Here is a 14,774-nt window from a genome sequence, read left to right as displayed (position 1 = left end):
AGCTGCGGCCCCCCATCAGCGCCACCAGCTGCGCCACGATGGTCAGGCCGAGCCCGGTGCCGCCGAACTGGCGCGTGGTCGAGCTGTCGGCCTGGGTGAACGCTTCGAACACCAGCGCCTGCTGTTCGGGCGTGATGCCGATGCCGGTGTCGCGCACCTCGAAGCGCAGCAGCAGCGCTGCGTCGTCCGCGTCCGGCGCCCGCGCGGCGGCCGGCGCCACGCGCAGCGCGACCCCGCCCTCGCGCGTGAACTTGAGCGCGTTGTCGACCAAATTGACGATGACCTGGGCCAGGCGCCCGGGGTCGCCCGTCAGCAGCCGCGGCAAAGCGGGCGCGACATGGAAGGTCAATTCGACTCCCTTGGCGTTGGCCGCCGCCGCGAACGGCTTGAGCATGTCGCCGATGGCCTCGCGCAGGTCGAACTCGACGCTGTCGAGCACCAGCTTGCGCGCCTCGAGCTTGGAGACGTCGAGGATGTCGTTGAGCAGGCGCAGCAGCGAGTCGGCCGAGGTCTTGATCATCGTCAGGTAGTCGCGCTGCCGCGCGCTCAGGGTGGTTTTGAGGAGCAAGGCGGTCAGACCGATCACGCCGTTCATGGGGGTGCGGATCTCGTGGCTCATATTGGCCAGGAAACCGCTCTTGGCGCTGGTGGCCGCCTCGGCCGCCTCCTTGGCCGCGTACAGCGCCGCCTCGGTGAGCTTGCGCGTCTCGATCTCGGCCATCAGGGCGGCGTTGGCGCCGGCCAGCTCGTCGGTGCGGGCCTCGACCCGCCGTTCGAGTTTGCCGGCGCGCGTCTCCTGGCCGCGGCGCGACGCCAGCAGCGAGTCGGCCATCGTGTTCAAGGCCTGCGCCAGCGCCGCGAACTCGGTCTGCCTTGGCGGCTTGATGCGGCTGTTGAGGTCGCCGGCGGCGACCCGCTCGGCGAAGCGCATCGACTCGCGCACCGAACGCGAGATGTTGCGCGAGACGTAGAACGCCACCAAAAAACCGATCAGGGTGGCCGCCGCGCCGGCCAGCACGATCGCGCGGCTCGTCAGCACCGCCTCGTGGCGCACCCGCGCGCGCGTGGCCTCGGCGTCGTGGTTGGCGGTCACGTGCAGGTTCTCGAGCAGCGGCTCGGCCGTGTGCACCGCCCTAAGGTAGGCGTCCCTGGCGGCGTCGATTTTTTCGCCCGCACCGATGTAAGCGTCGAAGACCGAGATATAGCCTTGCGCGATCCGGGCGATGGCGGCGCGCTCGGCGGCGGCGATCGGCGCGGCCGCGCCGGCCGCGGCCAGCTTCGCCAGCGCGGCGCGCACTTCGCGCTGCCTGCGCTCGCGCGGCAGCAGGAAGTAGGCGTTTTTCGCGTTCACCAGGACCAGCAGATCGATCCGCAGCCGGCGCGGGCCGGCGCGTTCGACGGCCGCGCCGAAGGCCGCGCCTTCTCCTCCAGCAGCCCGGCCAGCCCGCTCTGATGGGAGCCGCGCCGTCCCTGGAGCTCGACCACAGCGAGGAAACCCTGTTCGTATTTATCGAGCACGATCTCGATGTCGCGCGTCTGTCGCACCACATGGGCGCGCCGCTCCAGCACCCGGATCTCGCCCAGGTGCGCGCGCACGTCGGCCAGTTGGGCGCGCACGAAGGTGGCGTAGCGCGCCTTCGCCTCGGTGAAGCCCAGTTCGCGGTGGTTGAGGAAAAAATCCTTTTCGAAGCGGCGCGCCTTGAGCAGGGCGTTCTTGCTCTCGAGCGTCAGTTCGGCCAGCCGGCGTCCTGGTACAGCAGCTTGTCGACGGCTACGGTCGAGCGCCGCTGGCTGTACACGGCGAGCGCGCCGACGAGCAGCAGCAGCAGCAGAGAGATCACGACCGCGAAGCCGATCGCCAGCTCCTGCTTGACGCTGAAGGCGCCGCGTTTGATGGTCCGCCATGCCATTCGCTCCGCTCGCGCCATGGATCAGTCCATATACGGGATGAAACCGAATTTGCGCACCAGGTCCGTCGCTTGCGCGGACAGGCAGAAATCGATGAATTTCTTGGCGTCGCCCTGCGGCAGGTCCTTGGTCACGAGCATCAGCGGGCGCAGGATCGCATAATCGCCGTTGCGCACATTGCCTGCCGACGCGGCGACGCCGTCGAACACGAGCAGCCTGATCGGCGCGCCGCCGCGGATGCCGATCTCGGCCTCGCCGAGCGAAACGAAGGCGATGGCGTTGCGCTCGGCCGCCACGGCGGCGATGGTCGGCGCGTTGTCGCCGATCTCCTTGTGCGCCCTGAGTGCCGCCTTGTCGAGCTTGAAATACTCAAGGAACTGGTCCAGGGAACTGCGCCCGTTCGGCCGCGAATACACGATGATCGGCGCGTCGCCCCCGCCCACCTGCCGCCAATTGGCGAAACCGCCGGTGTACATCGCGCTCACCTGCGCGCCCGAGAGCTCCCTGACCGGATTGTCGCGGTGGACGATCAGGCCGACCCCGTCGCGCGCGATCGGGAAACTCTGCACGTCCTGCTCCGCGTCGTTGAGGTTGCGCGAGACCATGCCGATATCGGCGACGCCCCCGCGCACGTCAGCGATGCCGCGGCGCGAGCCGCCCGCCGTGACCTCGATCGCGATCGCCGGATACAGCGCCTGGAAGCGCTCGGCCAGCGCCCCGACCAGCGGTTCGATCGTGTTCGAGCCGGAAATGCGCAGCGGCGCCTGGGCGCCCTTGCCCGGTTGCGCCGTATTGGCACCCGCGCGCCCGTTGCCACCGGCGCCCTCGTTGCCGCATGCGCCCAGCGCGAGCAGCGCCAGGGCGGCGGCGAGCGTGGCGAGCGCACTGGCCGCTCGCCTCATGCCTGCCTCGCGGCGCCGGCCCCGCGCGTGCCGCACCGGCCGGAAAACGCATCGCGAGCGCATGGAGCAAAGCGCGCTTGTTGGGCACCATCGCCACAGTATTGGCGCTAAGGCGCACCACGGCCTCGAGGTGCAACCACCGAGCGCATAGCACGATTACACCCAGCACCAGGGGCAAGGAACTCGTCAACCTTGCGATTCTCGTCATTCCCCCCCGCTCCCAATTGTTGACTAACTATAACAGTTGGGCACTGCCCGGCGCGCACATTCCGGTCGATTTAGGAGCCGGTTTTTGGGGTTTGCAACACCCGCCCAATAACCCCAACCTGCATTTACAAGTTAATATAAACAATAAATCTCTAACCACCGCCGCAATCGAGGAGAGCTTATGGAGACTGCATCGCTGATCGACCCCGCCACGATTCTTTCTTATCAAACTGCGCGCTACCGCGTCGACGCGGAACCACCGTTCACGCTGTCGGTCGGCGTGGCGAGCGAGGCGCTGGGCGCGTTGTACGCGCGTTGCGATGCCGCCAGCGCGGCGTTCATCACGGCGTTCAATCCGCATGGCGCTCCCGCGCCCGAGGCCGACAACGCGCGCCGCGACGCGCAGCTCGAAGCCGTCATCAAGTCGCGCAGCCTGGCTTATCTGCCCGGCGCGGGCCACGGCATCGAGGGCGAATGGCCGGCCGAAGCGAGTTTCCTGGTTCTCGGCATCGCGCTCGAGGCTGCCAAGAAATTGGGCCAGCAATTCGAGCAGAACGCGATTGTCTGGTGCGGCGCGGACGCCACGCCGGTGCTGGTCTTGTTGCGTTGAACGCGTGGCCGCTGCCGAACGCGGGCGCAGGCCATGCCTGGCGATGACGTCCCGGCCCTGCTCCGAGTACAAAAATTGCGGGTACGCGGTGGCCGGTTTGCGTATGCGGAGGCGGTCGAACGTGATCGCCCATGCCTTCCCCAGTTGATCGTGACGCCTGTCCCCAACACGCTCGCGCCAGTTGCATCGGGACAGGCTGAGAGGCTGAGAGTCTTTCGATCATGCCCGCTCAGCACGCCAGAAAGCGCCAGTTCGTCGTTGCAAATGCTCGCCATAGCCCGCTATGGCTGTGCTTTGCGCCTCGATCTGCCGCTTTCTGGCGGGCTGCTCGGACACGCCCGAAAAACTCTCAGCCTCTGAGCCCAATTAAACGCGTCCCCCGCGTATACATTATCGTATAGCTAATGGCTCAGGCTATTCAAAAATGCATACCCTCCAAGGAACCCAAAGGCCTCTCCACAAGAAATAGATGCGATAAAGTTAATTTTGATTAGAATGCAACATCGAAATTACTGCAGAATCTGGAGACCGTTGGTAGGACTAATCCCGGGCGTATCAGCTAGTGCGCCAGGAAGCGGCATCACAGACGGGCCGGTTTCCCCGGCGGTGCCTCCATCGAATTGTTTTCGCGGCCAGTCCAATGTTGATTCGGCCGCCGGGATAAAACATGGCAATCATGGTGAATGGCGTTGAAAAACGGATCGGACTGGCCATGTCCGGAGGCGGATTTCGCGCCGCAGCGTTTCATCTGGGGGTAATGCGCGAACTGGACCGGCGCGGCATCCTCGACAAGCTCGACCTGATCACCTGCGTCAGCGGCGGCAGCATCGCCGGCGCGACGGTGGCGCTGAACTGGCGCGCGCCCGACAAGCTCGACCTGCTCGAGCAATACCTCAAGACCCGCTCGGTGACGGCGTCGTCCCTGCTGGCGGGCGCCTTCGATCCGTTCGACAACCGGACCGACAAGCTGGCAGCGTCGTACGACGAGCACCTGTTCAAGGGCGCCACGTTGGAATCGTTGGCGGGCGGCCCGCGCATTTACCTCAACGCGACCAATCTGGCGACCGGAAAGATGTTCTTTTTCGTCGCGGGCGGCGGCAAGCCGTCGGAGATGGGCGACTACATCCTCGGCGCCGTCGTCAAACCCGCGTTCCCGCTTTGCCGCGCGGTTGCGGCATCGTCGGCGTTTCCGCCGCTGTTCGCGCCCATGCGGCTCGACGCCGCCGACTACAAGCATTCAAAAAAAGTCGACTACGTCACGCTGACCGACGGCGGCGTCTACGACAACCTCGGTGTCAACCCCTTGCTCGGCGAAGAAAATGGCCTCGACTACGTCATTGTCAGCGATGGCGGTAAACCGTTCGCGATCGACACCACGCCGACCGAATCGGGCGTGGCCGCGCTCAAGGCGGGAATCGACATCATGATGGAGCAGGTCCGCGCGCTGCAGTTCGACCGGCTGCTGCACCGGCACTACGCAAAAAAGGGGCCGCGACCGCTGTGGTTTTCGATCGACAGCACGCACGGCGAGGAACAATCCGGCGACGCCGCATTCGCGTCGTCGATCAGGACCCAACTCAATCGAATGTCGGATGAGGAAATGGACGTCCTCTCCCGGCATGGCGGCGCACTGCTCAGGCACCGGCTTGCCGAATACGCCCCCGAGATCTGACCCACTATGGACCTGGCGATCAAAATCGAGGACTGGCGCGATTGGTGCGGGAGTCAATTGCCAAGCGAGCAGGACTTCGGTTTCGCTTGGATGAGCCTTGGAATCTGCCAGGCGGCGATGGACCGCGACCTGGGCGGGGAATACGACTTTCTCGACATCATCCTTGCACAGGGCCCGCTTGAGCGCGGCGCGGAGCATCTTGAGGACGCGCTGTATCAGATCGTGCAAGCCTGCACCCAACGCGGGCGGCGCATTCCATGGCGGTTTCCAGTCGCGGCACGCAGGCTGCGCGACATTTCGCCCACCACGTGGCGCGATGCGGGCTTCGGCATTGAGCTGCGCACGCCGTCCCACGTGACCTTGCGGTTCAAGCTGCTCAACCAGAGCGCGCCGGGCTTGCAGGCGGCGTGGCGCGCGCCGCTGGCGCGGCTTGGCATGACGAACTGCGTCATCAGCGGTGGGTACGCCGGGCGCGACGCGCAACTGCGCCTTGGCTGGCCCCTGCGTATCGCCTATTTCGAGGCGAACAAGCCGGCAGACCTGCTGGAAGGCCTTGCTTCGGCCAGTCCCGCCGGCAGGCTGAGCGGGCAGTTCGCACTCGGGCGCGAGCAGTCCAAGTGCGACGTCCTCGTGTTCTGGGGCAGCGCCGCAAAACTGATCGAACGCGTGCGCGCCGGCCCCGGCCGAATCAAAGGCAAGCTGCTGCTGCTTGTCAGCAAACACGTCCCGGCGGCCAGCACCATGGACCGGTTGTTCAAGCTCACGCGCGCCAGCGGCGTGGTTGTGATCGACCCGCGCGCGGCGGGCCACCGAGTCGACCAAGCGATCAACGCTTTCGTCTTGGAGTTTTCGCTGGACCAGATGTGCGACGCTGCGCTGGTTTTGGGCATGGAGAGGCATATACCGCTAAAGTTCGTGCAACTGACCGAGGCGCTCGCGCGCTTGCGGATACAAGACGTGGCCGGCACGCTGATGGACTCCCTCCCCGCTTTTAAGCTGGAGCTGCCAGGCGCCTTTGGCGGCAACGCACAATCGCGCAACAAGGTCCTCAACTACAGCACCGCCAGCGATGGCGCGACCATCCTTGTCGATATCGCCAGCGCGATCAAGGCGGCGCGCCCGGCGCCGGCCGCCAGCGCGCAGCGTGCCGACAGATACCTGCAGCAGCAGTACTTCGTGCTGCCCGACGGCCGCAAACGCGTGCAGGCGACACATGGCTTCGTCGCCGGCATGGCCGCCGAGGTTGACGTGCGGATTGGCCCGGCGCATGCCGAGTGGCAGGCACTGCAGGCGCGTTTCATCGACACCGGTCTGTTCGCCGAGAACGATACGGCATCGCTGACAGTGTGGCTCATGGAGCCAACGCAGATGGCGGAGCCGGTGAGCGGCAAGCTCACGCTGCCCCGCGATGGCGCCATCGCGCCTTGCACCTTGCGTTTCACGCCCCTCAAAACGGGGCAGTTCGAGGCCAGGATCACCGTGCTGCACCATGGCAGGGTCGTGCAAACGGCCTTGCTGAGCGCGGGTGTCGGCCGGGCGGCAGGCGAGTTGGCGGCGATGGCCGAGGCGACGCAATTGCAGAAGACGATACCTGTGCGGCACAACCTCGGCGAGATCGCCCACCGCCGTTATTTCGACCTGGCCATCGTGGAGAACCATACCCTGGCGGGCGAGGTGCGCACGATCGCGTTGTCCGCCGAGCGCGCATGGATCGCCAATGCCGCGCCGCTGATCGAGCATTGGGGCGCGCTTAGCGCGTCCCTGATCAAGGTTGCGCAACAGGCCAGTGAGTATGTCGACGGTATCGAAGGCGCCGAAGGGCGGGCGGTATTGATTGGTCTGGCAAGGAATGGCAGCTATATCGGGAAGATCCTGATCGGCCAGCATTTGAAACGCCCGGGCAATAACGCCGCCATCGCCAAGGAGGAATACATCCAGGTCGTGAGCATGCGCAGCGGGACCTTGCCGATCGAGTTCGTCTACGATTTTCCGGCGCCGCTCGAGAGCGCGGCCCTCTGCGAGCACTGGCGTGCCGGCATCAAGATTAGGGCGTGTCCCGGCCAGTGCGGCGGCGGCACCAGCGACCGGGTCTGCCCGATGGGATTTTGGGGCATCAGCAAGGTCATCGAGCGCCATCAGCTGTCGTACGAACATTCGGCCGCCGGCAAGGAGTACTTCCTGCAATCGGAGCCGACCCGGCACTCGGATGCGATCGACGTGCGCGGCCCGGTGGTGTTCTCGAGCAGCAAACGGGTGCCTGAAGCGGCCATCGGCAAATTGCGCAGCGCGCTGGCGGTTCCCGGCATCAGCGCGGTGGAGGTCGGGAACTGGGAGCAATGGGCCGACAAGGTCGTAAGCCTCAATCCGCGCCTGATCCTCAGCATGCCGCATGCCGCTGGCACGCAAGCTGGCGCCTCGCTCGAGATCAGCGAAAAGGTGATCAGGTCGATCGACCTCACCGCCGACCATGTTTGTCCGCGGCCGGACGGAAAACCGCCGCTCGTCATTTTGCTGGGCCGCGATGTCGCGCAGGCGAGCGCCGCCTTTAGCCGGCACCTCACCGCCTTCAACAGCAATGGCGCGGCAGCCGTCGTGGCCACCATCGCGACGGTGGCCGGTTCGCAAGCCGCCGCGGTGGCATCGATGATCGCGGCCGAGCTGCTTAAGAAACGCGACCAGCCGTTCAGGCTCGGCGAAGCAATTCGTGAAGTGAAACGGCAAGCCCTGTTGCAAAACCTGATCATGCCGCTATGCGTCGTCGCTTACGGCGACGCCGATTGGCGCATCGACTATTCCGGAGATCCGAATGACCAAATTTAGCATCGAGATGCTGCCCGCCAAGCATGGTGACGCCTTGTGGATCGAGTATGCGGACGGGGACCGCACCCGGCGCATCAGCATCGACGGCGGTCCGATTCAAGCCTACGAGGCCTTCGAGGCATGCATGGCGCGCCTTCCCGACGACGACAAGCGCGTCGAATTGCTGGTCATCTCGCACGTCGACACCGACCATATCGAAGGCATGATCCGGATGATGGCGCGGCCGCGCGGCAGTTGGCCGATCAGCCCGGCGGACATCTGGTTCAACGGCTATCGCCACATCGGCCCCAGGGACGATCTGGGCGGGCGTGAGGGCGAAATGATCAGCGCCCTGATTCACGCGCGGGTAGATCAATCCTGGAACAAGGCCTTCCACGGCGAGGCGGTGGTGGTGGAAGCCGGCACCGCCCTGCCGCAAGTGACGCTCGCCGGCGGCATGACGCTCACCCTGTTGTCGCCGGACCGCGAAAAGCTCGACCGCTTGGCGGTGAAGTGGAAAGACAACCTCAAAAAATTCACGATGACCGTGGGCGACCTGGAGGAGGCGTGGCGGCAACTGGCAGCGCTGCCCCGATTCAAACTCGATCAGGAGAGCACCCTCGGTTCGGAAGATATCGGCGAAGCGCTGCGCGAACTTTTGAAGGGGCAGGATGGCTCCGACGCCAACGGCAGCAGCATCGCCTTTCTGGCCCGCTGCAATGGCAAATCGTGCCTGTTCCTGGCCGATGCGCACATCGACCTCATCAACGAGTCCCTTGCGAAGCTGGTGGCCAAGGAGGGCAGGCAGTTGAAGGTCGATGCGGTCAAAGTGTCCCACCACGGCAGCAAGAACAATCTGGACGCGCGATTTTTCGACCTGGTCGATGCGAAGCACTACCTGATCAGCACCAACGGCGACCAGCACGAGCACCCCGACAAGCCGGCGATGGAGGCCATCATCGCCGGTTCCAAGCGCAAGCCGGTGTTGTGGTTTAACTATCGCAGCGACCACACGCTGCCATATGAAGAACAGTCCAAGCTCGCCGGAGCGCGGTTCACGACCCGCTATCCGCGCGAAGGCAAGGAGGGCATTGTGATCCGCCTTTGAGGGAAGCGGCTCGGCGGCCAGGCGCGGCGCATCCCGGCCTTGCTGGTCGCCGGATCAAAACTGAGCCGCGCCGCCCGCGCTTGATCGTGCCTCTATGCATCGAACCGCCCACAAAAGCACTGCCTTATGAGACTACTCGATCATCATCCGGATCTGTTGTCGGAAGTGATAGCACCATTCGGGCCGTAGTTTTTGAGTGGTAAATCGCTCGCGCGACCGCCAGCGTCCATCGCTTCGGTGCAGCCGCAACCCGGCGCATCCCGGCCGTGGTGGTCCTGGCTTAAAACTGGTAAAGGTAGCCGGCCCGCGCCACGCCCGCGCTCGAACGGTCGACAAGCGGACTGCGCTCGATTGCGCCGCCCAGCCGCGTTGTGCTCAGGTCGACGAACACGCTTTGTTTTTGCGCGATGGCGTAGTCGACGCGCACGCCGACCTCCAGATTCGTCGCGGCCCGCCCCGCGTAGCGGGCGCGGTCGATGCGCGCCTCGGTCTGCCGCACGCCGTAGTAATAGTCGACATAGTTGTCGTCGAGCCGCTGCGCCGCGACGCGCGGCGTAAAAGCGAAGGCGCCGGACATGAAGCGACGGTCGAGTTGCAGCTTGAATTTCGTGCCATCGCTGTTGCCGAAAGGATTGGTGAGGATTTCGGCCGAGAGATTGGCAAAACCGGCGCGCCAGAGTGCCGCGCCGCCCAGCCATACACTATCCTTGCGTTCCGCCATGCCGGCGAGGAAAGGCGAATCCTTGGCCTCGTAGCCATCGGAGGAATACCGCGCGCGCAGCCGCAGCGCGACCGGACCCGCGGAAGGCAGGTGCACATCGATGCCGGGCCCGAGGACGCTGACGTACTTATTCATGTACATAATCAGCGGCAAAGCGCGCAGCTTGTTATTGTGTTCACGGTAAGGCTGTCGCTCCGCGAAGATGCCAATGCCAAGGCCCCACTGGGAGCCGCCGGCCTGGTTGCCCCCCATGGACCGGGGGGGCGGCGCCTCCCTCGATTGCTGCGCCCATGCCGCCGGCATGGCGAACAGGACTGTTGACGCAAGCGTGAGCGCCGGCAAAGCATGTCGAAGTGAATATTTCAAGAGGGCTCCTGTGAGGTTGATTGGCTTGCATGTTGGGGGCGGCGCGGACACGTACTCGGTTGTTCAACCGGCGCGCCAACGCGCCCCGGATGAAGCCTGCACCGCCGGAGCCGGATTAGCCATTGCGCTGCCTCAGGCGTGCCAGCGCTATTCTTTTAGCCGAAGTGCGAAATGTTGCACGAGGCTGAGCGCCGTAAGCATAGCTGGCACAGCGACCAGAACAAGCTGGCCATCGACGGTATGGCAAAGCGCATCATGACATAAAAAGCCACACGAAGAGGACGATAGAGGACCATGCAGGTTCTTCGTGAACCAATATTATTCGATACGACGGCTACTTCCCGAACAATAGAAAAATGGCTCGCACCTTGTCGGTGCAAGCCTTAATTATCCGACGAGTTTTGGGCAGCGAACCGTCTTGCGTCTATCGCAGCAAATTACCGCCTAGCCCAGCAGATGCGGCTTGCTCTCAAGCAGGCGCAGGATCATTTCGCCATACAGGGTGTTGGCCCAGGCGAACCATTTGCGGGTGAACTTGGCCGGGTCGTCCTTATGGAATGCCTCGTGCATGAAGCCGGTGCCGGCGTGGGTCGCGGCCAGCATCTTGAGGCAGCGTTTGATCTCGGCGTCGTCGTTGGTGGTCATGGCGCGGATGATGATCCCCATCGGCCAGATCATGTCGCGCCCGGCGTGCGGGCCGGAGGTGCCCTCAGCCGCCCGACCCTTCACGTAATACGGCTGATTGGCCGCGTTGAACAGGAATTTGCGCGTCGATCGGTACAAGGGATCGTTCACACCGATCGCGCCCGGATAGGCCATCGAGATCAGGCTCGGCACGTTCGAGTCGTCGATCAGGTAGTGCGAGCCGTAGCCGTCGACCTCGTAAGCAAGGATCCTGCCATGGGTTTTGTGCTCGATGACCGCGTGCTTTTGCAAGGCACGCTCGACCTCGGCGGCCAGCGACAGGCAATCGGCGGGAAAGGCCGGGTCCCGGTAGAGCGCGCGCACCATGGCGCCGAGTTGGCGCAGCGAATTGGCGGCAAAGTAATTGGACGGGATCAGGAACGGGAACACGGTGCCATCGTCGGACGGCCGAAACACCGATGCGATCAGTCCAACCGGCGCCACCGGGTGCCCGGTCCCGCTACCGGCCGCTGTATCGCTCGGCCACATGGTCTTGTGCTTGAATTTATAGTCGCCGTCGCCCGTCTTGCGCTGCTGGTTGCGAAAGGTCGCCACGATCAGCTTCATCGCCTCCAGCCACTGTGCGTCGAAGCAGGTGACGTCGCCGCCCTGCTTCCAGTATCCATGCGCCAGCCGGATCACGTAGCATAGGGAATCGACTTCCCATTTGCGCTCGTGGACACCGGGCTTCATCTTGGGCAGGTCGTCCTTATGGTACGACACCTTGTCGGGATTGTCGTAAAAGGCGTTTGCGTACGGGTCGAGCAGCACGCAGCGCGCCTGCCGGTTGACGACGCCGGCGATCATCGACTGCAGCGCCGCGTCCTGCTTCATCAGCGGCAGGTAGGGCCAGACCTGGGCGGCCGAATCGCGCAGCCACATGGCGTCGATGTCGCCCGTGATCACGTAGGTGTCGGGCCGCCCCTCCACGACGCGGGTGGTGACGGTGGTGTCGAGCGTGTTCGGAAAACAGTTTTCGAACAGCCACGCCGTTTCGGGATCGGCTATCCGCGCCTTGGCCGCGACGATGGTCTGCTCCACCGCGGCGCTGACGAATTTTCGCTGCGCCACGGGCGGGCGCTGCGAGACGAGCAGACCCGGGCCTGTCGGCGCCGGCTTGAGCGCGGAATCGAAGGCGTGCGCGGCGAGCGCCGGACCGAGGGCGGACAGAGCGAGCGGCGCGACCGTGCCCTGGATGAATTGGCGGCGAGTGTTCAAGGTATGTCCAGTTCTGGTGGTTGGTTGTGCCCGGCACGCGACGCAGGCGGGATCGGCAGATCGTCGCATGATGCGACCGCCCGGACAATAGTGCAATCTACTCAGCGCCATTGCGAAATCTGGGTACGCCCCCCGCACAGCAAGAAATCGCACCTCGAATACCCACTTTTCGCACTAGCCGTCCTTCCATTAAGGGCGAATAATGCGAGTTGGCCAACAGGAGCGCTTGCGATGAGTTTTAAAAAGATGCATAAGTACGTGCATAAGTACGGCGGACACCGGCAACTGGCGCTGGTCCTGGCCGGCTGCCTGGGATGGCCGTTGCTTCCAGCGCCTGCGGTGGCGGCGCCCACGGCGCAGCCGTCGCGGGCGGCCAAGGCCAGCGAGGCAGACGTCGACCTGGTGCGGCACCGGCTGGCCGAGAGTTTCGTTGAATCGGGCGACGGCGCCAGCGAGATCGCCGTCGACACCCTGCTCGAGACGCTGGACAAGGACGGCCACTGGCCCGACCCTCGCGCGACGCCGGGGTGGGCCGCTACGTCCATTTCCTGCGTGTCTGGAAGCTGGCGGCCGCCGCGCAGGCCGGCGGCGACCCGGCCCGGGCGGGCAAGTTGCAAGCCGCTGCCATGCGCGCCCTCGATTATTGGCTCTACCGGCCGCACCCGCCCTCGATTCCCTGATTCTATCTGATCGGATCGCCCCAGGCCTTGGCGCGCGCCGCCGTCATCATGGACGGCCAGCTCAGCGCCAGGCAGCGCCAGGCCATCATCGCCATCCTGCGCACCTGCGTGCGCGCCGACGGCGTGCTGATGTACGCCGGCGGCCCCGCCACCGGGCAGAACCTCCAGCACGAGGCCGAGCTGCTGATCGCCGCCGGCACGCTCGAGCGCAACCCCGCCACCATCGCCCACCACGCCCGGCTGATCGAGACAGAAATCGCGATCCGCGACGCCGAAGGGCTCAAAGCCGACTGGAGCTTCCACTAGCACGGCCCGCAACTGTATTCGGGCGGCCTGTATGGCAACGGCTTCGCACGCGACGCGGCCAAGCTGGCCTGGGCGCTGCAGGGCACGCCCTTCGCGTTCGGTCCCGCCACGGTCGACTCCCTGGTGCGCTACGTGGCCGACGGCCAGCAATGGATGATGCGCGGCCGCTCCTTCGACTACCTCACCGCCGGGCGCACCGTGAGCTGGCCCGACTTCAAGGCGGTCGAGCCGGAGGGCGAATTCGGCGTCGCCGACGCGGCCGACAAACTGGCCGCGCTGCCCACTCTGCCGGCGCTCCGGCGCGCGGAGTTGCGCGCGCTGGCCGCCCGCAAGCAGGGCCGGGCGAGCGCCGCCAGTGCGCCGCCGGGCAACCGGGTATTCTGGGCGTCGGATTACGTGTCGCACCAGCGGCCGGGCTATTTCGCCTCGGCCCGCATGTCCTCGCGCCGCGTCTACGGCACCGAATCAGGCAGCGGCCAGAACGACCAGGGCTACCACCTTGGCGACGGCGCCATGGGCCTGATGGTCAGCGGCGAGGAATACCGCGACATCTTCCCGCTGTGGGATTGGCGCCGCGTGCCCGGCGTGACCGCCGTGTACAACCCGGCCGTGCCGTTCCCGCGCCACACCTGGGGCAAGGGCTCGTACGGGGGCAGCGATTTCGCCGGCGGCGTCTCGGACGGCGTGGCCGGCGCGGCGGCGATGGAACTGGTCCGCGGCGGGCTGCGCGCGCGCAAGGCATGGTTCTTCCACGACGATGTGGTGGTCTGCCTGGGCGCGGGCATTCAGCCCGACGATCCGGCGCTGCCGGTGGTCACCAGCATCGACCAGCGCTGGGGCGGCGGCGCGGTCAGTTCGAGCGCGGCGCCCGGGCCGCTGGCCCCCGGCGCCACCCACGCCCAGAGCGGCCCGGGCTGGGTCCACCACGCGGGCTTCAGCTACCTGTTTCCCGCCGGCGCCCCCTTGCGCATCCGCTACGAGCATAAAAGCGCGCCTTGGTCGGTGATCAACAGCGCCGTGCACGGCTCCATGTTCCGCACCAAGCCGCTGAGCGAAGTGGTTGCGGCGGGCGATGTGTTCAGCCTGTGGATCGACCATGGCACCGCGATCCACGTGCCCACCACCTACGCCTACATCGTCGCGCCGGGACTGGCGCGGGACGCCATCGCCGCGTTCACGGCCGCCGCGGCGCCGACAATCGTCGCCAATACCGAGCAGGTGCAGGCTGTCGCGCGCGACGGCCTGGTGCAGGCGGTGTTCTGGAGGGCGGGGTCGATCACCCTGGCCGACGGCCGCCGCCTGTCGGTCGACCGCGCTGGCTTGTTGCAACTGCGGCGCGGGACCGGCAAGGGAGCGATTCTGTCGGTCGGCAACCCGACCCACGCGGCGGGGCCGATGACGGTCAAGTTGGGCGGGGTCGCCACACGGTTCGTGTTTCCGGCCGGTTTGTATGCGGGCAAACCACAGAGCGTGAAGCTCGCCAGGTAAGCGTGTCTAGAATCGCGACGGGCGAACTGTAGCCACATCGTCTCGAAGGCGGTGGCGCGTACGCCCCCCTTAAGGAATGGTGGCGCGAAGCAACCGTTCTTTGGC

At 65.6% G+C, this 14,774-nt stretch carries 13 protein-coding genes; 7 read left to right on the top strand and 6 right to left on the bottom strand.

Features of this window, described 5'->3' with window-relative positions:
• From C7C56_RS21025 to C7C56_RS21010, 4 genes are all read right to left on the bottom strand, one after another.
• On the bottom strand, positions 1-1,351 hold a 1,351-nt coding region (locus C7C56_RS21025; protein ID WP_146204583.1), incomplete at its 3' end, for an ATP-binding protein.
• Positions 1,348-1,617, bottom strand: coding sequence for a hypothetical protein (locus C7C56_RS21020; protein ID WP_106759310.1), 270 nt, complete (start codon positions 1,615-1,617; stop codon positions 1,348-1,350). The genes C7C56_RS21020 and C7C56_RS21025, both read right to left, overlap by 4 nt.
• A gap of 110 nt (positions 1,618-1,727) precedes the next feature.
• Positions 1,728-1,910, bottom strand: a complete 183-nt coding sequence (locus C7C56_RS21015) for a hypothetical protein (protein ID WP_106759309.1) — start codon at positions 1,908-1,910, stop codon at positions 1,728-1,730.
• A gap of 21 nt (positions 1,911-1,931) precedes the next feature.
• A complete protein-coding gene (locus C7C56_RS21010; protein ID WP_181373281.1) occupies positions 1,932-2,810 on the bottom strand; it encodes a phosphate ABC transporter substrate-binding protein in 879 nt (292 codons plus the stop codon).
• Between the two features lie 388 nt (positions 2,811-3,198).
• Between C7C56_RS21010 and C7C56_RS21005 the strand changes: the two genes are divergently transcribed.
• From C7C56_RS21005 to C7C56_RS20990, 4 genes are all read left to right on the top strand, one after another.
• On the top strand, positions 3,199-3,627 hold the full coding sequence (locus C7C56_RS21005) for a DUF3293 domain-containing protein (RefSeq protein WP_106759307.1): 429 nt from the start codon (positions 3,199-3,201) through the stop codon (positions 3,625-3,627).
• 667 nt (positions 3,628-4,294) lie between these two features.
• Positions 4,295-5,299, top strand: a complete 1,005-nt coding sequence (locus tag C7C56_RS21000) for a patatin-like phospholipase family protein (RefSeq protein ID WP_106759306.1) — start codon at positions 4,295-4,297, stop codon at positions 5,297-5,299.
• A gap of 6 nt (positions 5,300-5,305) precedes the next feature.
• Positions 5,306-8,119: a hypothetical protein gene (locus tag C7C56_RS20995; protein WP_106759305.1), complete on the top strand. Its 2,814-nt coding sequence runs from the start codon at positions 5,306-5,308 to the stop codon at positions 8,117-8,119.
• Entirely contained in the window at positions 8,106-9,206 is a 1,101-nt protein-coding gene (locus C7C56_RS20990; protein ID WP_106759304.1) for a ComEC/Rec2 family competence protein, read from the top strand. Before C7C56_RS20995 ends, C7C56_RS20990 begins: the two co-directional genes overlap by 14 nt.
• Positions 9,207-9,486: 280 nt before the next feature.
• Here the strand turns inward: C7C56_RS20990 and C7C56_RS20985 are convergent, their stop codons facing one another.
• Together C7C56_RS20985 and C7C56_RS20980 are read right to left on the bottom strand one after the other, a co-directional pair.
• Positions 9,487-10,293, bottom strand: a complete 807-nt coding sequence (locus tag C7C56_RS20985) for a MipA/OmpV family protein (protein WP_229458901.1) — start codon at positions 10,291-10,293, stop codon at positions 9,487-9,489.
• Between the two features lie 444 nt (positions 10,294-10,737).
• Positions 10,738-12,195 carry a glycoside hydrolase family 125 protein gene (locus C7C56_RS20980; protein ID WP_219933204.1) on the bottom strand — a complete coding sequence of 486 codons (1,458 nt, stop codon included), beginning with the start codon at positions 12,193-12,195 and terminating at the stop codon, positions 10,738-10,740.
• A gap of 231 nt (positions 12,196-12,426) precedes the next feature.
• Between C7C56_RS20980 and C7C56_RS20975 the strand changes: the two genes are divergently transcribed.
• From C7C56_RS20975 to C7C56_RS20965, 3 genes are all read left to right on the top strand, one after another.
• Positions 12,427-12,885, top strand: a complete 459-nt coding sequence (locus tag C7C56_RS20975) for a hypothetical protein (RefSeq protein WP_106759302.1) — start codon at positions 12,427-12,429, stop codon at positions 12,883-12,885.
• Positions 12,886-12,902: 17 nt separating this feature from the next.
• Entirely contained in the window at positions 12,903-13,181 is a 279-nt protein-coding gene (locus C7C56_RS20970) for a hypothetical protein (RefSeq protein WP_106759301.1), read from the top strand.
• 123 nt (positions 13,182-13,304) lie between these two features.
• On the top strand, positions 13,305-14,669 hold the full coding sequence (locus C7C56_RS20965) for a polysaccharide lyase family 8 super-sandwich domain-containing protein (protein WP_106759300.1): 1,365 nt from the start codon (positions 13,305-13,307) through the stop codon (positions 14,667-14,669).
• Positions 14,670-14,774 lie beyond the last annotated feature (105 nt).

Source organism: Massilia glaciei, assembly GCF_003011895.2.
GTDB classification, from domain to species: domain Bacteria; phylum Pseudomonadota; class Gammaproteobacteria; order Burkholderiales; family Burkholderiaceae_D; genus Telluria_A; species Telluria_A glaciei.
Note: the sequence above shows the minus strand (reverse complement) of the source record. Positions and strands in the feature narration are given on the sequence as shown.